This window comes from Serratia ureilytica (assembly GCF_017309605.1).
Classification (GTDB): Bacteria; Pseudomonadota; Gammaproteobacteria; order Enterobacterales; family Enterobacteriaceae; genus Serratia; species Serratia ureilytica.
Window position 1 is genome coordinate 1565913 of record NZ_CP071320.1, and the last position, 24959, is coordinate 1590871.

21 protein-coding genes are annotated in these 24959 nt (G+C 61.1%); 7 read left to right on the forward strand and 14 right to left on the reverse strand.

The genetic code is table 11. The features are described from left to right. Positions 1-5: 5 nt before the first annotated feature. From J0X03_RS07300 to J0X03_RS07320, 5 genes are all read right to left on the reverse strand, one after another. Positions 6-1817 (reverse strand): extracellular solute-binding protein, encoded by a 1812-nt coding sequence (locus J0X03_RS07300; RefSeq protein ID WP_069100287.1) that lies wholly within the window; start codon positions 1815-1817, stop codon positions 6-8. Between the two features lie 89 nt (positions 1818-1906). Beyond that, a complete protein-coding gene (locus tag J0X03_RS07305) occupies positions 1907-3493 on the reverse strand; it encodes a cyclic di-GMP phosphodiesterase (protein WP_033643816.1) in 1587 nt (528 codons plus the stop codon). Positions 3494-3884: 391 nt separating this feature from the next. Then, a complete protein-coding gene (gene mepS, locus J0X03_RS07310) occupies positions 3885-4460 on the reverse strand; it encodes a bifunctional murein DD-endopeptidase/murein LD-carboxypeptidase (RefSeq protein ID WP_033643815.1) in 576 nt (191 codons plus the stop codon). Positions 4461-4870: 410 nt separating this feature from the next. Beyond that, a complete protein-coding gene (locus J0X03_RS07315) occupies positions 4871-5581 on the reverse strand; it encodes a phosphatase PAP2 family protein (RefSeq protein ID WP_033643814.1) in 711 nt (236 codons plus the stop codon). A gap of 78 nt (positions 5582-5659) precedes the next feature. Beyond that, positions 5660-6634, reverse strand: coding sequence for a CobW family GTP-binding protein (locus tag J0X03_RS07320; RefSeq protein ID WP_160204444.1), 975 nt, complete (start codon positions 6632-6634; stop codon positions 5660-5662). Positions 6635-6953: 319 nt separating this feature from the next. Here J0X03_RS07320 and J0X03_RS07325 point away from each other — a divergent pair, with 319 nt between their 5' ends. Next, entirely contained in the window at positions 6954-7262 is a 309-nt protein-coding gene (locus J0X03_RS07325) for a type 1 fimbrial protein (RefSeq protein WP_004935734.1), read from the forward strand. Between the two features lie 61 nt (positions 7263-7323). On the opposite strand, the gene J0X03_RS07330 is transcribed toward J0X03_RS07325, so the two are convergent. Continuing rightward, the gene (locus J0X03_RS07330; protein ID WP_160204443.1) at positions 7324-8796 is read right to left on the reverse strand and encodes a mannitol dehydrogenase family protein; all 1473 of its coding nucleotides are present in this window, start codon (positions 8794-8796) and stop codon (positions 7324-7326) included. A 291-nt stretch (positions 8797-9087) separates the two neighbouring features. On the opposite strand from J0X03_RS07330, the gene uxuA reads away from it, so the two are divergent. Beyond that, entirely contained in the window at positions 9088-10278 is a 1191-nt protein-coding gene (gene uxuA, locus J0X03_RS07335) for a mannonate dehydratase (RefSeq protein WP_089194986.1), read from the forward strand. Between the two features lie 42 nt (positions 10279-10320). Here the strand turns inward: uxuA and yeiP are convergent, their stop codons facing one another. Both yeiP and mtr read right to left on the reverse strand, forming a co-directional pair. After that, a complete protein-coding gene (gene yeiP, locus J0X03_RS07340; protein WP_004935725.1) occupies positions 10321-10893 on the reverse strand; it encodes an elongation factor P-like protein YeiP in 573 nt (190 codons plus the stop codon). 126 nt (positions 10894-11019) lie between these two features. Continuing rightward, positions 11020-12264, reverse strand: a complete 1245-nt coding sequence (gene mtr / locus J0X03_RS07345) for a tryptophan permease (RefSeq protein ID WP_047025330.1) — start codon at positions 12262-12264, stop codon at positions 11020-11022. 271 nt (positions 12265-12535) lie between these two features. On the opposite strand from mtr, the gene J0X03_RS07350 reads away from it, so the two are divergent. Then, complete coding sequence (locus tag J0X03_RS07350; protein WP_019453627.1) at positions 12536-12790, forward strand: YkgJ family cysteine cluster protein; 255 nt, start codon at positions 12536-12538, stop codon at positions 12788-12790. Here J0X03_RS07350 and J0X03_RS07355 read toward each other — a convergent pair. The 4 genes from J0X03_RS07355 to J0X03_RS07370 all read right to left on the reverse strand — a co-directional run bounded on the left by J0X03_RS07355 (position 12787) and on the right by J0X03_RS07370 (position 18420). Continuing rightward, positions 12787-13962 carry a sugar efflux transporter gene (locus J0X03_RS07355; protein WP_160204442.1) on the reverse strand — a complete coding sequence of 392 codons (1176 nt, stop codon included), beginning with the start codon at positions 13960-13962 and terminating at the stop codon, positions 12787-12789. The two genes, J0X03_RS07350 and J0X03_RS07355, sit on opposite strands and share 4 nt — an antisense overlap. Positions 13963-14116: 154 nt before the next feature. Continuing rightward, the gene (gene torA, locus J0X03_RS07360) at positions 14117-16591 is read right to left on the reverse strand and encodes a trimethylamine-N-oxide reductase TorA (RefSeq protein ID WP_160204441.1); all 2475 of its coding nucleotides are present in this window, start codon (positions 16589-16591) and stop codon (positions 14117-14119) included. Between the two features lie 12 nt (positions 16592-16603). Then, entirely contained in the window at positions 16604-17764 is a 1161-nt protein-coding gene (locus J0X03_RS07365; protein ID WP_123895474.1) for a NapC/NirT family cytochrome c, read from the reverse strand. Positions 17765-17997: 233 nt separating this feature from the next. After that, a complete protein-coding gene (locus tag J0X03_RS07370) occupies positions 17998-18420 on the reverse strand; it encodes a nucleotide triphosphate diphosphatase NUDT15 (protein ID WP_033643806.1) in 423 nt (140 codons plus the stop codon). A gap of 247 nt (positions 18421-18667) precedes the next feature. Here J0X03_RS07370 and fruB point away from each other — a divergent pair, with 247 nt between their 5' ends. The 3 genes from fruB to fruA are packed head-to-tail and all read left to right on the forward strand — an operon-like array spanning position 18668 to position 22433. Beyond that, the gene (fruB, locus tag J0X03_RS07375) at positions 18668-19801 is read left to right on the forward strand and encodes a fused PTS fructose transporter subunit IIA/HPr protein (RefSeq protein ID WP_160204440.1); all 1134 of its coding nucleotides are present in this window, start codon (positions 18668-18670) and stop codon (positions 19799-19801) included. Further along, entirely contained in the window at positions 19798-20739 is a 942-nt protein-coding gene (gene fruK / locus J0X03_RS07380) for a 1-phosphofructokinase (RefSeq protein WP_141967709.1), read from the forward strand. Before fruB ends, fruK begins: the two co-directional genes overlap by 4 nt. Before the next feature lie 11 nt (positions 20740-20750). Next, entirely contained in the window at positions 20751-22433 is a 1683-nt protein-coding gene (gene fruA, locus J0X03_RS07385) for a PTS fructose transporter subunit IIBC (RefSeq protein ID WP_160204439.1), read from the forward strand. A gap of 61 nt (positions 22434-22494) precedes the next feature. On the opposite strand, the gene nfo is transcribed toward fruA, so the two are convergent. Next, positions 22495-23334 carry a deoxyribonuclease IV gene (nfo, locus tag J0X03_RS07390; protein WP_033643802.1) on the reverse strand — a complete coding sequence of 280 codons (840 nt, stop codon included), beginning with the start codon at positions 23332-23334 and terminating at the stop codon, positions 22495-22497. Between the two features lie 98 nt (positions 23335-23432). After that, on the reverse strand, positions 23433-24506 hold the full coding sequence (locus J0X03_RS07395) for a YeiH family putative sulfate export transporter (protein WP_033652542.1): 1074 nt from the start codon (positions 24504-24506) through the stop codon (positions 23433-23435). A gap of 193 nt (positions 24507-24699) precedes the next feature. On the opposite strand from J0X03_RS07395, the gene J0X03_RS07400 reads away from it, so the two are divergent. Next, a complete protein-coding gene (locus J0X03_RS07400; RefSeq protein WP_101453940.1) occupies positions 24700-24897 on the forward strand; it encodes a hypothetical protein in 198 nt (65 codons plus the stop codon). Positions 24898-24959 lie beyond the last annotated feature (62 nt).

Here is a 24959-nt window from a genome sequence, read left to right on the forward strand (position 1 = left end):
ACTCCTTATTGCCGTTGAGCCGGCAAGCGCGCCGCCTTGTTGACGTCGTACCACCAGTTGTCGAAGCCGATGGCGTAGGCCGGGCGGATCGGCGGCGTGGAGAACTTGTCCCAATAGGCGTAGCGGTCGTGGTTGGAGTACCACATCGGCAGCATGTAGCGGTTCCAGGTCAACACCCGATCCAACGCGCGGCCGAGCGGCAGCAGCGCTTTTTCGTCGCCCTGATGCTCAGCGATTTGCCTGACCAGGCTGTCGACCGCCGGGTCCTTGACGCCGGGGGTGTTATAGCTGGAGTTGATGTACTCCGAATCCCAAATGATGCGTAAATTGGCGGTGGGGAACGGCATCGCCATGTACACCGTCGGCATCATATCGAAGTCGCGTTCGCGCATGCGGCGCGTATATTGCGAGGCGTCGATCTCGCGGATTGCCATATCGATGCCCAACCGCTGCAGGTTGTGGCGGAACGGCAACACGTACTGGAAGTTGCTGCCGCTCAGCAGCATCAGCTCAAAGGCGAACGGCTGGCCGGTTTTGGCGTTGACCAACTTTTGATTTTTGACCACCCAACCGGCCTCTTGCAACAGTTGGGTCGCCTTCAGCAGATTTTGCCGATCGTTGCCGCTGCCGTCGGAGGCGGGCGGTTGATAGATGCTGGTGAACACCTCAGGCGGCACCTGGCCTTTGAGCGGCGCCAGCAGCGCCAGTTCGGCGGCGTCCGGATAGCCGCGGGCGGCGTAGGCGGTGTTTTGGAAATAGCTGTCGGCGCGTTGATAGGCGTTGTAATACAGCGCCTTGTTCATCCAGTTAAAGTCGAAAGCCAGGGTGATCGCCTCGCGCACGCGCGGGTCGGCAAACAGCGGTTTTTGGATGTTGAACGCCAGCCAGCGGGTGTTTTGCGCCGCCTGGTTGGTCTCGTCCTGTTTGATGATGTAGTTGCGCGCGAAGTTGCCGCCCTGATACTGGGTGGCCCAGCTCTTGGGCGACGGCTCGATGCGGAAATCGTAAGCGCCGGCCTTGAACGCTTCCAGCGCCACTTTATCGTCCAGATAATAATCGTAGCGAATGCTGTCGAAGTTATAGCGGCCGCGGTTCACCGGCAGGTTGGCGGCCCAGTAGTCGCGCACCCGTTGATAGGTGATGTACTGGCCGAGGCGATAATCGCCGATTTTATACGGGCCGCTGGCCAGCGGCGGCGTGTTGAGCGGCTCGTTGAGCTTATAGTTTTGCCAAAAGGCGGCCGGGAGAATAGGCAGGCTGCCGAATAACGACAGCATCGCTTCTTTGTTCGGCTGCGGGAATTCAATGCGCACCGTCAACCGAGAGATGGCTTTGACCGTGACGCCTTTGTAGTAGGAGCGAAACTGCGGAACGCCCTCGGCCATGAATTTGCTGAAGGTGAAGGCCACGTCGGCGGCGGTGATCGGGCTGCCGTCGTGGAAACGCGCGCGGGCGTTGATATCCACTTCCACCCAACGCATGTCGGCCGGGAAGCGCGCCGATTCGGCAATCAACGGATAAAAGCTGCCGGGTTCGTCGTCGGACGTTGCGAACAGAGTATCGTAGAGTTCGTCGGTACGCGCGCCGGGCACGCCCCGGGTAGCGAAGCGGTTGAAGTTATCGTAGGTGCCGATGGCCGCCAGGCGCACGTCGCCGCCCTTGGGGGCCGCCGGATTGACGTAGTCGAAATGGCTGAAGTCGGCGGCGTATTTCGGTTCACCGAGAAGGGCGAAAGCGTAGCTTTCGTTGAGGGCTTCGGCCTGCGAGGCGAAGCTCAGTGCCGAAAGCACCAGAGCAGCGAAAATGCGCACGGACATCAGACGGTAAGCTCCTGCTGTGGAATAAAGTACAACCGGCGCCCAGCATAACATTCTTCGGGCGGACGCAGGGTAAAGATGCTTAAAGATTAACTATTTTTTTCCTGATAATCAAAGACCTGATGAGCATTGCAGTAAGCGAGGAAATTAGCGATGCTAAGCGGCTTGCTGAAGTAATAGCCCTGCATGAAGTTAACGCCGCGTTCTTGCAGGAACTGCATCTGCTCGGCGGTTTCCACGCCTTCGGCCACCGTCAGCATTTTCAGCTTTTTCGCCAGCGAAATCACCGCATCCAGCACCGGTGCGGTGACGGTGTCCTGGCCGATGGTGTTGACGAAGCCGCGATCAATCTTCAGGTAATCCATGGTGAAACGCTCAAGATAGATCAACGCGCTGTGGCCGGTGCCAAAATCGTCCACCGCGATCTCGATGCCCTGTTTATGCAGCCAGTCGAACTCCGCCAGCGCGCTCTCTTCTTCCACCATGCCGCGTTCGGTGATTTCAAACACCAGCGTAAAGTAATCGCCCGGCAGCTGCGCCAACAGTTCATACACGTCCTGATGGAATGACGGCGCGCTAAGGTGGGCGGGGGAAATATTGAGGCCGACCTTGCCTCCCCGCGGCAGCGCCTTGGCGAGCTGCGGCGCATCTTCGGCAATCAGCCTGAACAGATGGCGGGTGAGCGGCACGATCAGCCCGTTGCTTTCGGCGTACGGGATAAAGACATCCGGGGGAATGCGGCCCTCGATAGGATGCTGCCAGCGGATCAACGCTTCCAGCCCGCCGATGCTGTTGCTGCCGGTATGGAACACCGGCTGATATTCGATGAAGAACTCGTTGCGCTTGATGCCGCGCAGCAGCGCGCGCTCCGGGCTTTGCCGCAACAGCAGCATGTAGTAGCAGAGCACGCCGATCATCAGCGACAGCACCAGGCTGCCCAGCAGCGTCAGGCGAATATCGTTGGGCGTCAGTTTCTCGTTGTAGAACAGGATGCTCAGCGGCAGATTGGGCAGCGTCAGGGTGTCCGCCTTGTCTTGCGGCAACTGCGCGATCGGCATCAGGTTCGGGCTGAAGGTGGTCAGCGCGCGGTTGCCCATCACGATGGCGATGCCCGGCGCCTGCTCGTCATGCGAAGTGAACAGCAGGTAGGGCATCAAATTGATGTCCAGCGTGGCGAGGATGCCGGTCGCCGATGCGCCAGGATGCCGCAGCCAAACCGCGACCGCCGGCTTGTCCGGCACGATCGGCGTGCCCTGCTGCAGCTTCAGATCCAAAGGCAGGTGGGTATCGATGTCCTGATACAGGTTTTTCATCGGCAGCATCATGTCGCCGGTGGCGGAGGAGCAGTAGGCGTAACCGTCTTTCACCAGCAGGAAGGTGCGTACGCCGCTGGTAAAGGCCGCCTGATAGGTGATGTCCGACTGGCTTGAGAGGCAGGGTTTGTCCAGCAGCGGCATCATTTTTTGCATGACATCCGTCAGGTGCGAGATATAACCCAGCGCGAATTTTTGCGTACGCGCTTCAACCTTGTGTTGATATTGCGTGCGCTGGTGGTTGATCAAAGAAAGTGTGACCGCGGTGAATAGCGTAAAAAATAGCAGGGCGGCGACAACGCTTTTGGCCAGACTGCGCTGTCGGTGCGACACGCTGCGAGAGAACGCCCTTTTCAAGCCCATAACCGAGACCTCTGCAACGGGGCGTCAGGCGTGTCGCGCAGCCATTTAATGGATTGTGCCAACGGCTTTTTTTTCATTTTTTGCCTTTTATCCCGTACCCAACCGGCGACGCGTTTAAATACAAGGCGTCGCCGACAGAAATATAATGCACCTATTAAGCGGAAACGTTTTAAATAACGCCGGGCGCGCCGTTGCCGTCATCTGACGATAATAGGCGAGTTTTTCCTCGTCGGCGCGATTTCCGGCCGGCAGTTTATCAAAATAATGGTGTGAGGTGACGATAAGGCCTGGCTCAGCCCCGGTGGCTCTCGTTCGACAGCCAAAAAAAACGCCGCCCGTAGGCGGCGTTTATCGCTCGTTTGGTATTCAGGATCTTCAGGGCGTTGCGCCGTCAGCCGTTGGTCAACACTCGGCGCGCTTCTCGATAACGTTTATTCCAATAGTTATCGGTCAGCTTGGAAATCATGACGCCACTGCTGGTAGAAGCGTGAACGAACTGATCGTTGCCTAAATAGATGCCGACATGGCGCCCGGTAGAACCGGCGCGGAACAGCACCAAATCGCCGGCGCGCAGTTTGGTGCGCTGGATTTTCTTACCGAGGTCTTCCTGTTCGTAGGTAGAACGCGGTAAATCCATGCCGAACTGTTCGCGGAAGGTGCGCTGTACAAACGCCGAGCAATCGATGCCGCGCTTGGTGTCACCGCCTAAACGGTAGCGAACGCCTTTCCAGTCCGCGTACTGATCCATAATCTTTGACTTGACGTCAACGTTGCGGACCATCGCTTCGAATTCATCCTGAGAGGCTTGCAGTAAAAGACCGTCTTTGTCATTAACTGCACGCATCTCAGTTTGTGCGTTACTCAAGTTCGAAGTGTGAGTCGAGCTGCACGCTGACAGCATAACCGCAGCGGCAATTGCAGGGACTACCCGCAAAAAATATCTCAGAAACGGTTGAGATTTGACCATTGTTGTTGTTTTCCCTTGAAGTCCTTAACGACGAAAGTCGCTACCTGAAAAATGCCAAACGAAACGAGCCTAGTCCGCACCTGTTGCATCGACAATCAGTTACCGTTGAAAACGTGCGGGAACGCACATTTTTATCGGATTCCGTACTGATTCGACTTAAACCAGGCACAAACGCATCTGAGATTACCGGAACAAATAGGGGATTGCGAGTCTTTTTCCGGTCTTTTTTATATGAATTTGTGATGTAACATAATGTAAATATTCATATAAAAAACGCCAATTGTCCGATGTATGAATCTGGCGTGAAATCAGGTTGCAAAAGCGTTAACGGGGGGCGGAGAAATTTTGCGCATCGCGAGGGGATAAAACGCGGGAGGCGGGCGCCTCCCGGAATGACTCATAGACGTAAGTTATGGTTGGCCGGGGCGGTGCTTGCCGGGCAACAGGCGATTCAACCGTTCGATAATCCAGTCGCTGCAAGGCGTCATCAGCACCCAACTGGCGCCAACCAAGACCACGGACAGCGAGCCTACGGCGATATCGGTAAACCAGTGGGCGCCAATCATCACGCGTGGCAATGAAAAGATCAGCGTAATCAGCAGGGCGACGGCGAAGGCGCCGCGGCCGAAATAGCGCAGCATAAAGCAGGAAAAAATAATCAGCATCATGCCGTGGTCGCCGGGGAAGCTGTCGCCGGAGGCGTCCTTGGTGGGGATGCCGGTCAATGCGCTGACGCGATTGATATTGTCGAAGGTCAGGGTGGGGCTCGGATGCTTCACCGGCAGCAGGTGGCCAAGCTGATTCAGCACCACGGCGGTCAGCAGCATTACCACGCCGGTGATCACCAGACGGCGGCGGCCGGCGGCGTCCTGCTTCAGGTAGAAGTACAAATACAGCAGGCCCATGGCGAGCAGCGAAATCACATCGAACGCGCGGTTGTTGGTGATGGCGACCAGGTGCAAAAATGCCGGGTCGGTGGCCAGATGGCGGTTAAAGAAGAAGAAGATCGCCGAATCCAGGGTAAACCAGCCGCCGTGATTGGCCGGCAGGAACCAGGACAGAAACAGCGCAACGCCCAGTAAGTTGAAGAAGAGAATGAAGGGTAAATTGCGGCGTGTCATGACATAAACCTGTTGGAAAAATGAAAACGAAACAAAACCGGCCGCCCTGCGGCAACCGGGGGGGCAACGGTACGGGGTTTAACTTAAACGAATCTTAAACAAGGCGGATTGCAGGGCGTTCCAGTCGGCATTTTCGCTGTGGATCAGTTCAACCCGGCTGTCGAGTGGCGCGTTCGGGCGGGTTTCGATGTTGAGATCCTGGCCCTGGCGATTGATCAGCAACGTGCCTTCGGGGATGCGCACCACGCCTTTGGCACGTTCGACCGGCGCCAGCCGCACCCATTCCATAAAGCCGACGGTGTCGAACCGGGTGTCGCCGTCAAAAATCCAGCCGCAGCTGGTGAAACCTTGCCCTTCGTTCAGCGCTCGCCGCCAACGCGCGTTCTCCGGCAGCCGCAACGCCGCCAGTCCCTGCGTTTTCGCCTGACCATGATGATGTCGTGCGTCCGGCAATTCTGTACGATTTGTGCGAGGAAGTGACAACAACGCGATATCCGCCTCGCCTTGCGCGATGGCGTAGCAGGGCCGCTGCAGCGGATCTTGCGCCGTCCAGGCTTCCAGCGCCCGTCTGTCTTCCGGCCGATAGGTATCGCTTTTGCTGGCCAGGATAACGTCGGCCGCGGCCAGCTGATCGCGGAAGTTTTCGTTGTCGCGGTAGCGGGGCTGACTGAGTTGACGGGCATCCAGCAGGCACAGCGTGGCCTGCAGATCGATCCAGCCGGCATAGCTCTCCTGGGTCAGCAGCGACAGGATTTGCTTCGGATGCCCGAGCCCGGTCGGCTCGATCAGCAGCCGGTCCGGTTTGGTCTGCTGCAACAGCATATTCAGACCCACCTGCATCGGCAGGCCGTTGACGCAGCACATGCAGCCGCCGGGGATCTCTTTGAGCACCGCGCCGCTGTCCGCCAGCAGCGCGCCGTCGATGCCTATTTCGCCGAATTCGTTGACCAGTACCGCCCAGCGTTCATGCTCGGGCTTATGGGCCAGCAAATGGCGGATGGCGGTGGTTTTACCGCTGCCGAGGAAGCCGGTAATCAGATTGGTTTTAGTCATTAATCATTCCTGGGTGCAAAAATCAACCTGCCTAATAAATGAGCGATTCTGCGCGGTCGCGGCGGCGAGCGCGATTTAATTTGTGCTCTGCCTCACAAATTTTGCACGCCACCCTGCGCTTTTCAACCGGCAAAATCCACTTTTTTTGGCAAGAAAATTCTTAGATAAAACCCTGTATTAGATAAGGTTAACTTTTGTTAGTAGCTTGTTTTTACATTGTTAATGACGCGATTAACGATCAAATCTCGTCCCTTTCCTTGCGATTATTCCGAACAAGATCCTCTATGGTTAAATTGGCTTAACTAAAAATGAGGTTGCCATGAATACCTTTCGGTTATTTTTGATCGTAGGAATGTTGTTTTCATGGACGGCAGTGAGTCAGGCAGGAGTGGCCGGCGGGGTAATTCGCTTCGTCGGCTCTATCGTTGAAAGTCCTTGCACGGTCAAGATTGCAGATTCTAAGGCGAATACGCAATGTTACCGCAACGGCCAGCATTATCAGGCCCAGCAAGCGTTGTCAGGTTTTGATACTACACGCAAAGAACTTCCGCTGAATCTTGGCACAACCGAAATGAAGTGGGTAGACCAACAGAAGAAACTTGCTGTTATGACGGTCGTTTATCGTTAAGTCGTTCCGCCATGCCGGCGTAACGTTACGTCGGCATGGTTATTCTCAGCCTGCAGGCACTTCACCGCTTCACCCACTCCTTCACCGTTTCACGCGCACCGCGATCGCGCAGTGACAAATAGGCTTGCGTCACCGCCTCGATAAACGCGGCATGCGTCGCCAACTGTTCGCCAAACACCGATTTCAGCGCCAGGAGCGCCGTTACGCGCCGCCGATCGTCCGGAGTGGCGGCGATCGTCTGTTGCAGGACATCTGCCAGCGGATCGCGAATGTCGATGGGCTGGCCGGCGTCATCGACACCGCCGACGTACCGCATCCAGCCCGCCACGCCCAGCGCCAGCCCGCTATAGTCGCCGCCGTGCCGCAGATGCCAGCGCACGGCGTCCAGCAGGCGCTGCGGCAGCTTTTGCGTGCCGTCCATGGCGATCTGCCAGGTGAGGTGTTGCAGCGCCGGATTGCTGAAGCGCGCGATAAGCTGCGCGGCGTAGTCGGGCAGACTGATGCCGGTGACGCTCAGGGTTGGGGCCTGCTCGCACAGCATCAGCCGCTGTGCGGCGCGGCGGTAGTGCTCGTCCGCCATGCACTCGTTGATATAGCGGTAGCCGCCCAGGTAACCGAGATATGCCAGGAACGAGTGGCTGCCGTTCAGCATGCGCAGCTTCATATGCTCAAACGGCAGCACATCGCGGACCAACTGGGCGCCGACCAGCTCCCATGCCGGGCGTCCGGCGGCGAAATTGTCTTCCACGACCCATTGAATGAAGGGCTCGCAGGCGATGGCGCATTCGTCACGCACGCCGCCCAGCGCGGCGGCGATCTCATCCAGCGTGGCCGGCGTGGCGGCCGGAACGATGCGATCGACCATGGTGCAGGGGAAGGTGGCGGCGGAGGCTATCCAGTCGGCGAGCGACGGATCCCGCGCCTGCGCCAAATCGAGCACCGCCCGGCGCAGGACGTGGCCGTTCTCCGGAATATTGTCGCAGGAGAGCAGGGTGAAGGCGGGCAGCTCGCGTTCACGCCGCAGCCGCAGCGCCTCCACCAAAATGCCGGGCGCGGTCTGCGGCTGATGCGGCGCCGCCAGATCGGCGACGATCCCCGGATGCCGCCGATCCAGCCGCCCGCTGCCGGGTTCGATGCAGTAGCCCTTTTCGGTAATGGTCATCGAGACGATCGCCACCTGCGGCTCGGCCAGCTTCTCCAACACCGCGGCGATGCCCTCCAGCTTGCGGTGCACGCTCTCATGCACTGCGCCGATCACCAGGGCCTGATGGCCGTCCGCGCCTTTCTCCAGCACGCTGTATAAATGATCCTGTTGCCGCAGCGCCTGAAACAGCGGCACGCCGCCGGACAGGCTGATCTCGCAAATGCCCCAGTCGCCGCCCTGGGCGTTCAACACCCGATCGGTCAGCAGCGCCTGATGCGCACGGTGGAACGCGCCGAAACCCAGGTGCACGATGCGGCTGCGCAGGGCCCGGCGATCATAATTCGGTTGCCGGACGGCGCCCGGCAGCGGGGTGTTGGCGATCGTATTCATCTCATCTCCAAAGCGAGTAGACAGCTGGCGGGCCACTTGCGTCAAGTTAGCGGACCAGTTTGCCGACGCAAGGGCAGCGGGGGCCGGCGATAAAAAACTGCCACCAGTCTAAAGTTATCGGCAGGTTAAGGGAATTGGTCAGGCCAAAATAAGCCAGAATCGTGAAGCGGATCAACCAATGAATGGTTCAATTTTGACAGCGCACGGCGAAAGAGTAAGTTAAAGCTAGCTGACATCTAAATTAAACTGGTATAACAACATCGCGATGCGAGACAGGCATAAGGACACAACATGGAACAGACATGGCGTTGGTATGGCCCGAACGATCCGGTCTCTTTGGATGACGTGCGTCAGGCTGGGGCGACCGGGGTGGTCACGGCGCTGCACCATATTGCGAACGGCGAAGTCTGGCCGATCGACGAGATCCGCGCGCGGCAGGCGCTGCTGGCGGAAAAGGGGCTGGTGTGGTCGGTGGTGGAGAGCGTGCCGGTACATGAAGAGATCAAAACCCACAGCGGCGATTGGCGGCGGCATATCGCCAACTATCAACAGACGCTGCGCAACCTCGCGGCCTGCGGCATCGACACCGTCTGCTACAACTTCATGCCGATCCTCGACTGGACGCGCACCGATCTGGCCTATTCGCTGCCGGACGGTGCCAAAGCGCTGCGTTTCGATCAAATCGCCTTCGCCGCGTTCGAGCTGCATATCCTGCAACGCGCCGGCGCCGAGGCGGACTATACGGCGCAAGAGCGCAGTCAGGCGGCGGCCTATTTCGCCGCCATGGGCGAGGAGGAGAAAGCCACGCTGACGGGCAATATCATCGCCGGGCTGCCGGGGGCGGAAGAAGGCTATACGTTGGAGCAGTTCCGCCGCCGCCTGGCGGAATACGACGGCATCGACAAGGCGCAGCTGCGCGAAAACATGGCGGTCTTTCTGCGCGCCATCGTGCCGGTGGCGGAAGAGGCCGGCATCCGGCTGGCGGTGCATCCCGACGATCCGCCGCGGCCGATCCTCGGCCTGCCGCGCATCGTCTCCACGATCGAAGACATGCAGTGGCTGAAGCAGACCGTCGACAGCATTCATAACGGTTTCACCCTATGCACCGGTTCCTACGGCGTGCGCGCCGACAACGATCTGGTGCGGATGATTGAAACCTTCGGCGATCGCATTCACTTTACCCACTTACGCGCCACCTGCCGCGAGGAAAACCCGAAAAGCTTCCACGAGGGGGCGCATCTGCAGGGCGATGTGGACATGGTGGCGGTGATCGAAGCGATCCTGACCGAAGAACTGCGTCGGCAGCGGGCGGGCGATCGGCGGCCGATCCCGATGCGCCCCGATCATGGGCATCAGATGCTGGACGATTTGAAAAAGAAAACCAATCCGGGCTATTCGGCCATCGGGCGGTTGAAAGGGCTGGCGGAGCTGCGCGGCGTCGAGCTGGCGCTCAAGCGGCGCTTTTTCCCGGAATTGCCGTAGCGGAAAAGGAAACGGAGCCGAGTATCGGCCCCGCTGGCGCGACTAGTCGGCGCGGCTCATGTAGCGGCGTTCGGCGATATGAATGCGGATCTTGTCGCCGGCGCTGAGGTATTCCGGCACATGGATCACCAGACCGGTCGCCATGGTGGCCGGTTTGTTGCGGGCGCTGGCGGAAGCGCCTTTGATGCCCGGCGCGGTCTCGACGATTTCCATATCCACGGTCTGCGGCAGCTCCAGCGCCAGCACCTGGCCGTCCAACGTCAGCACCTGCATGCCCGGCAGGCCGCCTTCCGGAATGAACAGCAGTTCGTCTTCGATCTGGTCTTTCTTGAAGATGTACGGCGTGTAATCTTCGTCATCCATAAACACGTATTCTTCGCCGTCGATATAGGAGAAGTTCACCTTGCGGCGCGACAGGGAAATGGTGTCCAGGATATCGTCGCCCTTGAAGCGTTCTTCTACTTTCAGGCCGGTGCGCACGTCGGAGAAGCGCATTTTGTACAGGGTGCTGGCGCCGCGGGCGCTCGGGCTCTGCACGTCGATATCTTTTACCAGCAGCAGCTTGCCGTTGTAGCTGATCGCCATGCCGCGTTTAATTTCGTTAGCTCTTGCCATTTCAATTCATCCGCAATGAAGAGTATTAGAGAAGTTGCGACAAGGTACTCGCGCCGCCGATTTCAGGCAATAGCCCGGCGCAAAAACAGTGCGGGAAAGGGAGGGCGGCAGCCCTCCCGTCGGGGATTACCGGAAGACCGGCAACAGGCCGAACAGCGACAGAATATGCGCGGCGGCGTTGATCAGTCCAAACAGGATGACGAACAGGATCACGCCGTTGCCGCCCGGTGCGCGATAACCGGCCTGCGGATAGCGGCGGCGGCTGGCGCGCGCCATCAGCGCCGGCACGATCACCGCCCAGATGGTGGCCGCCAGCCCGGCGAAGCCGATGGCGTACAGGAAACCGTTCGGGAACAGCAGCGCGGCCAGGGTCGGCGGCACAAAGGTCACCAGCGCGGTCTTGCTGCGCCCGACGGCGTCGTCCTTGAATTTGCAGAAGTCCGCCAGGTAGTCGAACAGGCCCAGCGACACGCCGAGGAACGAGCTGGCCAGCGCCATATAGGAGAAGGCGTTCAGCAGTTGGCTGACGGTCTGGCTGCTGGAGACGTTGCCCATTTGCTTGAGCAGGCTGCCGATATTGCCGCCCTCGGCGATCACCTGTTTAAAGGCGTCGCGCGCGATATTGCCCTGAATCACATACTGCCACAGGATGTAGATAGCCAATGCCAACAGGGTGCCGTACACCAGGCTGCGCACCACGGAGCCGCTGTCCTTGTGGTAGTACTTCACCAGCCCGGGAATGTTGCCGTGGTAGCCGAACGAGGTCAGCAGGTAAGGCAATGCCGCCAGGGCGTAAGGCAGATAGCTGGCCTGGTCATCGCCGGTATTGAACAGCACCGCAGGCTGCACGTGGGTGAACATGTCGCCCACCGACATCACGAAGGTGATCACCATGCCGCCGATCAGAATGGTGCTCAGGCGGTCGACCGCGCGGGTGGAGAGCCAGACGATAAACGCCACGACCAGCGCGAACACCAGGCCGGCGGTGGTCTGGCCGACGCCGACGATGCCCTCCAGCGTGTGCGCGATGATCGAACCGCCCGCGGAGATATAGGCGTAGGTCAGGATATACAGCACGAACGCCACCGACAGGCCGTTCACGGCGTTCCAGCCTTTGCCCAGCAGATCCTTGACCATGGTGTTGAAGCTGGCGCCGCTCGGGTAGTGCAGCGTGGCTTCGAGGATCATCAGGCCGGAAAGCAACATGCAGGCCCAGGTATACACCAGCAGCGCGACGGAGCCGCTGAACCAGACACCGGAAGTGACGATCGGAATGGAAAACATGCCGGCGCCTACGGCGGTACCGGCAATGATCATCGCGCCGCCGAGAACGGAAGGGCGGGCCAGCTTCTGGATGGTGTCCGTAGACATGTGCGCTCCTGATGGAAGAGGTTCTTTTGTACTAGCTCAATGGTACATGGGTACATGGCGCATGTAAAGCGTGGGAATTGCACGCTTCACGCGTTTTTGTCTTTAAATTGCGGCTTTTTGGGTATTTATTCGCCAGGCGGCGAATCCGGCGGGGCAAGACGGTTGCGGGACGAGTGTAAAGATCGCCAAGGCGCAGGGATTCTGCTGGCGGCCGCCGCACGCGGCTGCTATTGTCGCGCTTCTTTTCCCCAGCCCACCAGGAGTAGCGCTGATGGACTGTCGCAGCGACTGCGGCGCTTGCTGTATCGCGCCGTCAATATCCAGCCCGATCCCCGGCATGCCGAACGGCAAGCCCGCCAATACCCGCTGCATTCATTTGGATGAACAGCTACGCTGCGGCCTGTTTCATTCGCCGCTGCGGCCGAAGGTGTGCGGCAGCCTGCAGCCGAGCCGCGACATGTGCCACGATCACCGCGATCAGGCGCTGATCTACCTCGCCAGACTGGAAGCGGACACCGCGCCTTAAGCGTCTTTCAACCGCCACAGACACAGCGTGGCCCCCACCGTCATCGCCAGCGCGGCGTAAAACACCGCATGGTAGTTCCAGATTTCCGCCACCGCGCCGGCGATCGAGCCGGCGATGATCCAGCCGACTCGAATGGTGTTGGTGAACAGCGTGGTGGCCGCGCCGGCCTGGCCGGGCATCAAATCCTGAAAATAGAGCATGCCGATCCCCGCCAGCACGCCGATAAACGCCGCATTCAGCAGCTGCAGAGCGATGAGCTGCCAGCTGCCGGTGATAAACAGCAGGCCGCAGTAGAACAGCACGCCGGCGACCACCGCCCCGCGCATCAGGCGGCGTTTGCCGCAGCGCTTCGCCGCCAGGCCGGCGAGCAGCATGACCGGGATCTCCAGCCCGGCGGCGGCGCCCATCAATATCCCGGCCAGCCGCTCCGGCAGCCGCAGCTCGTGCACCACGTACAGCGGCATGTTGATCAGGTACATGCTGTTGGCGGTCCACATCAGGGTGCTGGCGCCAAACAGCAGCAGCGCGTCGCGGCGATGCTGGCGTGGTGCAGCCAGAGGCGCGCTCGCCACGGCGCTTTTCGGCATGGAGGGCAGCCGTTTCCACACCAGCAGGCCGCACAGGACAAAGGCCGCCGCGCCCGCCAGATACAGGGTTTTGAAGCCGAAACTCAGCGCCAGCGCGAAGGCGATCGGCGGGCCAATGACCCAGGCCAGGGAGACCTGGGCGCGCATGATGGAGGTGAACATCACCGCCTCGCGCCCGGTACGGTCGGCATGCTCACGCGCCAGCGCAAACATCTGCGGGTTGGCGGTGGAGCCGAAGCTGGTAAGCAGCACGCCGACGATCAGCAGCAGATAGTAGTTGCGGCTCCAGGCGAACAGCGTGAACCCCAGCGCACCCAGCATGCAGCAGAGGAAGATCAGCGATTTGCGGTCGCCTTGTTTATCCGAGCGGCCGGCGAGAAACTGGCTGACCAGAATGCCGATCACCGCGCTGCCGGTAAAGAACAGCCCGACCAGCGCCGGGCGTACCTTGACCTCGGTTTCCAGAAACAGGCTCAGCGTCGGGGTTTGCAACGCACCGGCGATGCCGGTAAGAAACGCCACCGCCAAAAAGGCCAGCGAAGTGAGATCGGGCGCGCGTCGCGTTATTGCGGATGAAGTCGGCATGGTGGTTGATAATTCGTCGAAAAAGGAAGGTCGCGCGCATCATACGCCCGTTGAAATGAAACGCAAACCGCTCCCTTGCGGCGAAGGGTAAACGGCTATGTCGTGCGGCGACGAGAAAAAAGGGGCGCGTTGCGCCCCTTTGCTTGCCGGTAAATCAGGCGCCTTGCGGCACCGCGTGCGCGGTATTTTTCAATACCGGCCCCCGATACTTCTCGATCTGCAGCTGCGCCATCTGCCCGCAGTTGCCCTGCGCCAGGCTGGAAGAGCCGATATCGAAGGTCAGGCAGTTGACGTTGCCGTTCTTGCACAGCGAGCCGGGCTGCGCCGGATCGGCCGGATCGAACCAGGCGCCTTCGCTGATGCGCACCACGCCAGGCCGCACGTCTTCGCTGACCACCGCGCCCACCAGGATCTGGCCGCGATCGTTGAACGCCCGCACCAGATCGCCGCCGCTGATGCCGCGTGGCTGCGCGTCCTGCGGGTGGATCAGGATCGCTTCACGATCCGCTACCGCGTATTTCTCGCGCAGCGGCGTGTTGTCGAGCTGAGAATGCAGCCGGTTGGTCGGGTGGGCGGTATTGAGCGACAGCGGATATTTGGCCGCTTCCGGCCCGCGGTACCACTCGTGCGGTGGCATCCAGGTCGGGATGCCGGGGCAATCCGCATAATGCATTTTGGCAATCGCATCGGAGTAGATTTCGATCTTGCCCGACGGCGTGCCCAGCGGGTTCAGCAGCGGGTTGTCACGATAATCGGCGAAGCGCACCCACTGCGTGTTGGCCTCCGGCACCGGGAAGCGCACGTAGTTGTTGGATTGCCAGAACATGTCGAACGGCGGCAGCGCCACCCGCGCGGCGCGCGCCTGGTTCTTCATGTCGTCGTACATGCCTTTCAGCCACTGGGTTTCGTCCTTGCCCTCGGTAAAGGCTTCCTGTACACCCAACCTGGCCGCCATCGCCGAGAAGATGTCGAAGTCGCTGCGCGACTCGTGCTGCGGCGGCACGCATTGATGCATCGGGAACACGTAGAGCTGCGAATAGTCGCCCCCCATCTCCAGATCGTTGCGTTCGTAGCTGGTGGTGGCCGGCAGCACGATATCGGCATGCTTGGCGGTGGCGGTCCAGTAAGGCTCGTTGACCACGATGGTGTCCGGCCGCTGCCAGGCTTTGACCAGGTTATTGGTGTCCTGATGCTGGTGGAAGGTGTTGCCGCCCGCCACATACACCATTTTCACCTCAGGGTAGGTGACCTTGGCACCGTTGAAGTCGATGGTTTTGCCCGGGTTGCTCAGGCATTCGGCGATGCGCGCCACCGGGATCGGCGCCGGGGAGTTCTTCGGCGCGTTGCCGGCGGAGATGCCGGCGATGATGCCGCCCTTGGCGGTCGGGCTGCCGCCGGAGGAATAGTGGTAGCTGAAGCCGAAGCCGCCGCCCGGCAGGCCGATCTGGCCGAGCATCGCCGCCACCGTCACCAGCAGCCAGTGCTGCTGTTCGCCGTGGTGCTGGCGCTGAATGCCCCAGCCGCCCATGATCATGGTGCGATGCTTCGCCATCTCGCGCGCCAGACCGCGCAGCGTGTCGGCATCGACGCCGCTGATGTCGGCCGCCCATTCGGCGGTTTTCGCCACGCCGTCGCTCTCGCCCAGCAGGTAGGCCTGGAACTTGTCGAAGCCGACGGTGTAGGTTTTCAGGAAGTCCGGGTTATGCAGCTTCTCGGTCAGCAGCGTGTGGGCGATGCCGATCAGCATGGCGCCGTCGGTGTATGGGCGCGGGGCGATCCACTGCGCATTGACGAACTTGGCGCTGTCGCTGTGCACCGGATCGATGCTGATCACCCGGGTGCCTTTCTTCTTCAGCGCCTCGAAGCCGGTCTGGCCGACGTGATCCGGCACGTTCCAGCTGTTTTTCAGCGTGACCATCGGGTTGCAGCCCCACAGGAGCACCAGTTCGCTGTTCTCGATCACGTTCGGCCAGGCGGTCTGCTGTTCGTAGACCTCCATCGAGCCGACCACGTGCGACATGATCACCTGCGCCGCGCCGGTGGAGTAGTCGCCGGCGTAGCCGAGGAAACCGCCGGTCAGGTTCATCAGGCGTTGTAGCAGCGTGCGGCTGTTGTGCAGCATGCCGACGCTTTTCCAGCCGTAGGAACCGGCGTAGATCGACTGCGGCCCGTGATCTTTTTGCAGGCGAGTGATCTCATTGCACACCAGCTCGGTCGCTTTGTCCCAGCTGACGCGCACCCACTCGTCACGGCCGCGCAGCTCGGTGCGGCTGCCGGGGCCGCCTTCCAGCCAGCTTTTACGCACCATCGGGTATTTGATGCGGTTCTCGGCGTGCACCTGATAAGGCGCCATGGTGATCAGCTCATTGGGATACGGATCGTCCTGCACCGGCTGCACGCCGACCATCTTGCCGTCCTGCACGATGGCCTCAAACGCGCCCCAGTGGGCGCCGGTCAGGATGCCTTTTTGCGCCTGACGCAAGACGATGAACTGCGGCAGCGCTTCGCTGATGGCCTGCGCCAGCGCCGCTTTGGGCCATAAGCCTGCCAGCAGCGGGGCGGTGGCCAGCGCGGCGGCGCCGGTCAGGAAGCGGCGGCGGCTCATTGTTAACGGTTGTTGGTTGCTCATTGCGCTTCTCCCTTAAAGCTTGGCCGGTGCGGCAGGTGGCATGTCGCTGGCGTGTTTTTGTACGTATTGTGTCAGCACGCGCAGCTGTTCCTGCGTCAGCGAGGTGCGCGGCGCCATGCCTTTGATGACGCCGATCCATTGGTTGGCGTTGAAGCGATCGAGCGCGGTCAGCCCGTGGCAGCCGGTACAGTTGGCCGACATCATGTCCGCGGCGTAACGCCAGATTTTTTGCTGGTCGTCGATCAACTGTTTACGCGGCAGCCACACCTGCAGAGAGACCTGATGCCAGACCAGACCGGTTTCCGCATCGGTCTGGGTGGATGCGGTCTTCAGCTGTTTGCGCGCGTCTTCACCCAGCAGCACGCTGAGGATGCGTTTACCCTGCGCGGCGTAGAACACTTCGCTGACCCCGTCCTGCTGCCAGCCGCTCACGGTGGCCAGCACCTTGTCGCCATCCTGTTTCACCACCTGCACTTCGGTGGATGGCATCAGGTTGCCGGCGTTATGGCTGTCGTCCGCGCTGAGGAAGAACGGCTCGGTGGCGATGGTGTAGAGGGTGGTGGCGTCCGGGGCGGTCAACGCCGCGGCCTTCGCCAGCTCGGCGGCGCCGGCCTGGGTTTCGCCGCTCATGTCCGGCAGGATGTGGGCCACGCCCTTATGGCAGTCGATGCAGGTCTCGCCCTGTTTGATCGCTACCGGGTGCTGCAGGCGCGCCTCAGGGCGCTGGGCGGTGATGTCCATGGCGTCGTAGCTGTGGCAGGAGCGGCAGGTGGCCGAGTCGTTCTCTTTCAGCGTCTTCCAGACCGATTGCGCCATCGCCAGCTTGTGCGCTTCGTATTTTTCCGGTGTGTCGATGGTACCGACCATTTCGCCGTAAATGTCTTTCACCGCGCGGATTTTGGTCCACAGGTAATCGATCGGCTGATGGGGGACGTGGCAGTCGGCGCACTCGGCGCGGATGCCTTTGGTGTTCTGGAAGTGGACGCTGCCCTGATATTCGGCCAGCGGTTGTTGCATGGTGTGGCAGGAAACGCAGAAGGCGGTATCGCTGGTTTTATGGAATACGGTGGCGGTCCCGGCCAACAGCGCCGCGCCGAGGATAATCCCCAGCAGCAAAAGCCATAGCCATCCCCACCGGCGCTTTTTTTCAAAGCCAGTCAGTTTTTTGCTCATGGTAAACCCGCTTATAATTATGAATTTAAAATAAAATCTTGCCAAAAGGCCACCGACCGAAGGTCAGAATGCCACGTCGATTGCAGGGGTAATAATAGAAGAGGGTTAACCCCATAGGGTTATCCATAGTCAAAAAAATGGCGTATATCGCAAAAAATAGCGTTATATTCTAAATTATATAGCGGTGGGGCGGTGCAGCAGGGAAAGCGAGCGCAGCACGCGCTCGCGATGGGTCAGGCCGTGGGCAGATAGGCCTGGCCGCTCAACCACAGGCGGATGGCGGTGAGGCTGGCTTCGAAATGCGGTTCCGGCAGGGCGTCCGGCGCGCACCAGCGCCACTCGGCGCATTTTTCGGGTTCTTTCAGCTCGGCGTTGCCACCGGGGTGATCCACCTGCAGGCAGATGGACACCGTGTGTTTGCCTTCGGCGCGCCAGGTTTGCAGATTGTTGCTGACGCCAACGAAGCGCGGCGGAGCGATGAGCAACCCGGTTTCTTCGGCGATTTCGCGCTGGGCGCACTGCTCGAAGGTTTCGCCGGCATCCAGATGCCCGCCGGGGATAGACCAAAAGGGCGCATGGGAGCCGCAGCGTTTGCCCAACAAAATCTCACCTTGTGGGTTGACGATGATCACCCCGACGCCCGTCACTACGTTCATGCTTTTCTCCGTCAGCAAAGTTTCAGCACAGTATGTCATTTTGCCCCGGCGCTGACCAATGCGCCGGCAAAAGTGTGCGTAAGCTCAAAAATCTGCAATGGCGAAAGGGAGAAAACTTGCTTTCACCTTGCGCTGCTTACACACTCCTTGAAACGTTTCAGCGTTATCCGGCCGCTTGTGGCCAGCGGGTAGCGCTCCTTTTTCTCAATGAGGCTGAAACGATTCAATTCAGCAGGAGAGGAGAATCATGTTCCAGTTGTCACCGCAAGACATTCATCTGGGCGCCGCTGCCGCCGATAAGCAGGAGGCCATCCGTCAGGTGGCCGCCGCGCTGACCGACGCCGGCTGCGTCAGCGCCGGTTATGTGGACGGCATGCTGCAGCGCGAACTGCAGACGTCCACCTACCTGGGCAACGGCATCGCCATTCCGCACGGCACCACCGATACCCGCGATCTGGTGTTGAAAACCGGCGTGCAGGTGTTCCAGTTCCCGCAGGGCATCGCGTGGGGGGAGGGCCAGACCGCCTATGTGGCGATCGGCATCGCCGCCCGTTCCGACGAGCATTTGGCGCTGCTGCGTCAGCTCACCCACGTGCTGAGCGATGACAGCGTGGCGGAGCGGCTGGCGAAAACCACCTCCGCGGAAGAGCTGCGCAGCCTGTTGATGGGCGAACGGCAGAGCGCCGAATTCCAGTTCGACGTTTCGCTGATTGCGCTCGACGTCGCCGCCGACAGCCTGATGACGCTGCAGGCGCTGAACGCCGGCCGTCTGCAAAAAATCGGGGCGGTCAACGCGCAGTTCGTCAGCGATGCCATCACCCGCAAGCCGCTGAATCTGGGGCAGGGCATTTGGCTGAGCGACAGCGTTGAAGGCAACCTGGCCAGCGCGGCCACCGTCAGCCGCCCGGCGCAGGCTTTCGTGGAAGACGGCGAGCCGGTGGCGCTGCTGCTGACGGTGTCGGTCGCCGACGCGCAGCCGCTGGCGGTGCTCAACTACCTCAGCGATCTGCTGCTGGCCAACAAAGCTGAACGCTTGCTGAAGGCGGATGCCGCCGGCGTGCTGGCGCTGCTGACCAGCAACGTGGCGGAAGAGAGCAGCGTGCTGAGCGCCGAGTTCGTGATCCGCAACGAGCACGGTCTGCACGCGCGGCCGGGCACGGCGCTGGTCAACGTGATCAAAAGTTTCAACAGTGACATCACCGTCACCAACCTGGACGGCAGCGGCAAGCCGGCCAACGGGCGCAGCCTGATGAAGGTGGTGGCGTTGGGCGTGAAGAAAGGGCATCACCTGCGCTTTACCGCCAATGGAGAAGATGCTGAAGCCGCGCTGAAGGCGATTGGCGAAGCGATTAATGAAGGACTGGGCGAGGGCGCAGCATGAGCAGAAGAGTAGCAACAATCACCCTGAACCCGGCGTACGATCTGGTGGGTTTCTGCCCGCAGATTGAACGCGGGGAAGTCAACCGGGTAAAAACCGCCGGCCTGCACGCCGCCGGTAAGGGCATCAACGTCGCCAAGGTGTTGAAAGATTTAGGCATCGACGTCACCGTCGGCGGCTTCCTGGGCAAAGATAATCAGGACGGTTTCCAGCTGCTGTTCAGCGATCTGGGGATCGCCAACCGCTTTCAGGTGGTGCCGGGGCGCACCCGCATCAATGTCAAGCTGACGGAAAAAGACGGCGAAGTGACCGATTTCAACTTCTCCGGCTTCGAAGTGACGCCGCAGGACTGGGATCGCTTCGTCAGCGACTCGCTGAGCTGGCTGGGCCAGTTCGACATGGTGGCGGTGAGCGGCAGCCTGCCGGCCGGCGTCGATCCCGATGCCTTTACCGACTGGATGACCCAGCTGCGCGCCAAGTGCCCGTGCATCATTTTCGACAGCAGCCGCGAAGCGCTGGTCGCCGGGCTGAAGGCCTCGCCGTGGCTGGTGAAGCCGAACCGCCGCGAGCTGGAAATCTGGGCCGGCCGCCCGCTGCCGACGTTGGCGGACGTGGTCGACGCCGCGCATGCGCTGCGCGAACAGGGCATCGCCCATGTGGTGATCTCCCTTGGCGCGGAAGGCGCGCTGTGGGTTAACGCGTCCGGCGCCTGGATCGCCAAACCGCCGTCCTGTGAGGTGGTCAGCACCGTGGGCGCCGGCGATTCGATGGTCGGGGGCCTGATTTACGGCCTGCTGATGCGCGAATCCAGCGAACACACCCTGCGTCTGGCCACGGCGGTAGCGGCGCTGGCGGTCAGCCAGAGCAACGTCGGCGTGACCGATCGTCCCCAGTTGGCCGCGATGATGGCGCGCGTCGATCTGAAACCTTTCAATCAATAGCAGGAGGCAGAATGAAAACGCTGCTGATGGTAGACAGTTCGCAGGGACAGGCCCGTGGCCACCTGGCGAAACGCATGCTGGAGGCCGCCGCGGCCAAAGCCGGCCTGACGCTGGTCGAGTCGCTGCAGGACGCCGAACTGGTGGCGGTGGCGGGGCAGGCTGCTCCTGCTGACGCCGCGCTGAACGGCAAATTGATCTATGTGGGCGAGGTAGAACAGGCGGTGCGTGAACCGGACGCGTTTCTGGCGCGCGCCCAGGCCGAAGCTGAAACCTATCAGGCGCCGCAGGCGGCTGCGGTGAAAGCCGATGGACAAAAACGCATCATGGCGATCACCGCTTGCCCGACCGGCGTGGCGCACACCTTTATGGCGGCCGAAGCCATTGAAAGTGAAGCCAAGAAACGCGGCTGGTGGGTGAAGGTGGAAACGCGCGGCTCCGTCGGCGCCGGCAACGCCATCACCCCGGAAGAAGTGGCGGCGGCGGATCTGGTGATCGTCGCGGCGGACATCGAAGTGGATCTGGACAAGTTTGCCGGTAAGCCGATGTATCGTACTTCCACCGGTCTGGCGCTGAAGAAAACCGCGCAGGAACTGGACAAGGCGCTGGCCGAAGCCGAAGTGTTCCAGCCGCAGCAGCGCAGCGGCGCGGCGCCGACGGCGAAGAAGAAAGAGGGCAACGGCCCGTATCGTCACCTGCTGACCGGCGTGTCCTACATGCTGCCGATGGTGGTGGCGGGCGGTTTGTGCATCGCGCTGTCGTTCGTGTTCGGCATCAAGGCCTTTGAGGTCAAGGGCACCCTGGCGGCGGCGCTGATGCAGATCGGCGGCGGCTCCGCCTTCGCGCTGATGGTGCCGGTGTTGGCCGGTTTCATCGCCTTCTCCATCGCGGATCGTCCGGGCCTGACGCCGGGCCTGATCGGCGGTATGCTGGCGGTGAGCACCGGCGCCGGGTTCCTTGGCGGCATCATCGCCGGTTTCCTGGCGGGTTATGTCGCCAGGGCGATCAGCAGCAAGCTGCGCCTGCCGCAAAGTATGGAAGCGCTGAAGCCCATCTTGATCATTCCGCTGGTGGCCAGCCTGATCACCGGCCTCATCATGATTTACGTGGTTGGCACGCCGGTGGCGAAAATCATGGAAGGCCTGACCCATTGGCTGCAGTCTCTGGGCACCGCCAACGCTGTGCTGCTGGGGGCGATCCTGGGCGGCATGATGTGCACCGACATGGGCGGCCCGGTGAACAAAGCGGCCTACGCGTTCGGCGTGGCGCTGCTCAGCTCCTCGGTGTATGCGCCGATGGCGGCCATCATGGCGGCGGGCATGGTGCCACCGCTGGCGATGGGCCTGGCGACGCTGCTGGCGCGCCGCAAGTTCCCGAAATCCGAACAGGAAGGCGGCAAGGCGGCGTTGGTGCTGGGGCTGTGCTTCATCACCGAAGGGGCGATTCCGTTCGCCGCCCGCGATCCGATGCGCGTGTTGCCGTGCTGCATCGCCGGCGGGGCGCTGACCGGCGCGCTGTCGATGGCCTTCGGCGCCAAGCTGATGGCGCCGCACGGCGGCTTGTTCGTGCTGCTGATCCCGGGCGCGATTTCGCCGGTGTTGCTGTACCTGGTGGCGATCGCCGCCGGCACGCTGTTGGCCGGGGTGGCTTATGCCCTGCTGAAACGTGCTGAAGTACCGGCGGCCAGCGTGGCGTAACGGCGATCCAGCCATAAAAAAACCGGAGCCCAGGCTCCGGTTTTGTCGTTTGGGCGCCGCGTTACTGCTGCGCCTTCAGCCAGGCGATCTCTTCGGCCCAGATATCCGGGTTTACCGTTTCCAGAATCAGCGGGATGTTGTCGAAACGCGGATCGCGCATGATGTAGCTGAACACCGTTTTGCCGATGTTGCCTTCCCCCAGGCTGTGATGGCGGTCGACGCGGCTGTTGAACTCGCTCTTGGCGTCGTTCAGGTGCATGCCGCGCAGGTAGTTGAAACCGACGATGTCGCCCAACTGCTTGAAGGTGCGCTCGCACTCTTCTTCGGTGCGCAGATCGTACCCGGCGGCGAAGGCGTGGCAGGTGTCGATGCAAACGCCGACGCGGCTTTTGTCTTCGACGCCGTCGATGATCGCCGCCAGGTGCTCGAATTTGAAGCCCAGGTTGCTGCCCTGGCCGGCGGTGTTCTCGATCACGGCCGTCACGCCGGCGGTTTTATCCAGCGCGATGTTGATCGATTCGGCGATGCGCGCCAGGCATTTATCTTCGTCGATTTGTAGCAGGTGGCTGCCGGGGTGGAAGTTCAGCAGCGTCAGCCCCAGCTGTTCGCAGCGCTGCAGCTCGTCGATAAATGCCTCGCGCGATTTTTCCAACGCGTCGGCTACCGGGTGCCCCAGATTGATCAGGTAGCTGTCGTGCGGCAGGATTTGCCCCGGCCCGTAACCGTACTGGGCGCAGGCGCTCTTGAACTTATCGATCACGTCGGCGGCCAGCGGGGCGGCCTTCCATTGACGCTGATTTTTGGTGAACAGGGCGAACGCGGTCGCCTCCAATTCGTGCGCGCGGATAACCGCCTGATCCACGCCGCCTGACGCGCTGACATGTGCACCGACAAACTTCATCTTCATTCTCCTGTGTTATCGGTGACATTATGGCATTGATGGCGGGCGGATTGAATGGCGAAAAGCGGCGGCCCGCCGAAGCGGGCCGCCGAGGGAGATTACAGCAGGTGTTGCACCAGTTGGTTTATCGCGCCGCCGCCGACCAGCAGCCAGACGAACAGCAGCGTTGCCAGCAGAATCGGTTTCATCCCGGCCTGGCGCACGGCGCTGATGTGGGTAGTCAGCCCCAGCGCCGCCATCGCCATCGCCAGCATCCAGGTGTCGGCGGTGATCAGGTGCCGCACCAGCGTGGCCGGCAGCAGGTTGAAGGAGTTCAGCCCGGCGACGGCGATAAACAGCACGGCGAACCACGGAATGGTGATGGCGGATTTTTCCGCCTTGCCTGCGCTGCCGCGGCTGATGTAGCCCGACAGCAGCAGCAGGAACGGCGCCAGCATCATCACGCGGATCATCTTGGCGATCACCGCCGCATTTTCGGCGTCAGGCCCGATGGCGTGCCCGGCGGCGACCACCTGAGCCACTTCGTGGATGGTGGAGCCGGCGTAGATGCCGAAGGTTTCCTGGCTGAACGGCAGCCACTGGAAGTGTTCATTCAACTGATACAGCCACGGATAGGCGAAGATCGCCAGGGTGCCGAACACCACCACGGTCGAGACCGCGACCGCCACTTTGCTGGAGTCGGCCTTCAGCACCGGCTCGGTGGCCATCACCGCCGCCGCGCCGCAAATGCTGCTGCCGGCGCCGATCAGTATCGCGGTTTGGCTGTCGATGCCGAACACTTTCTTGCCGAGCCAGCAGGCCAGCAGGAAAGTGGTGATCAGGGTCAGCGCATCGATGATGATGCCGCTGGCGCCCACGTCGGCGATCTGCTGAAAGGTCAGCCGGAAGCCGTAAAGGATAATGCCCAGACGCAGCAGGCGCTGTTTGGCCAGCTGTACGCCGCTGTGACAAACGGTTTGCCAGCGGGGGTACAGCGTGTTGCCCACCAGAATGCCGAGCAGGATCGCCAGCGTCAGCGCCCCCAGCCCCAGCTCCGCCACCCAGGGAATGTCGCCGGCCCAGACGGCCAGCGCGGTGAGCGCGCCGGTCAGCGCCAGCCCCGGCACCAGCCGCGGCAGGCCGAACAGCGGGAAGCGTCGCTCGGGGTAAGTGTGAGTGGTATCAGTCGCCATATAAAGTCAGTCCTTCAGTCTGTTTCTTGCGGTCAAGAGTACGTTTGGGCTGAATAAAAGAGAAATTGATTATATATTTATAACCTATCTGAATAAGTGGTATGGGGTCAGCCATTGGCATAACGCCGCATTGCGGCTAGGGTGTGGAGGAGCGGCGAGCCGCCGTCAATTTTCCAACTAACAGGAGCAGGTGATGGATACCGACGATCAACGCAGAGAGCAGGTAGATCAGGAAGTGGGCCGCGCGGTGCGGCGGTTGATTGAAGAAAACAAGGCGATCGACCGCAACCATCTCGCGGCGATGCTGCAATTGATACTGCGGGACGAAACCGGCACGCCGCGAGAGCCGGTGCTGGCCGCGGCGGCGCAGCTGGTCGCGTTGGGCAAATAGCGCGCCGATCTGGCCGCAAACAGGGTAGCCTGGCAGGGCTGCCCACCACACCATGTGGGGGT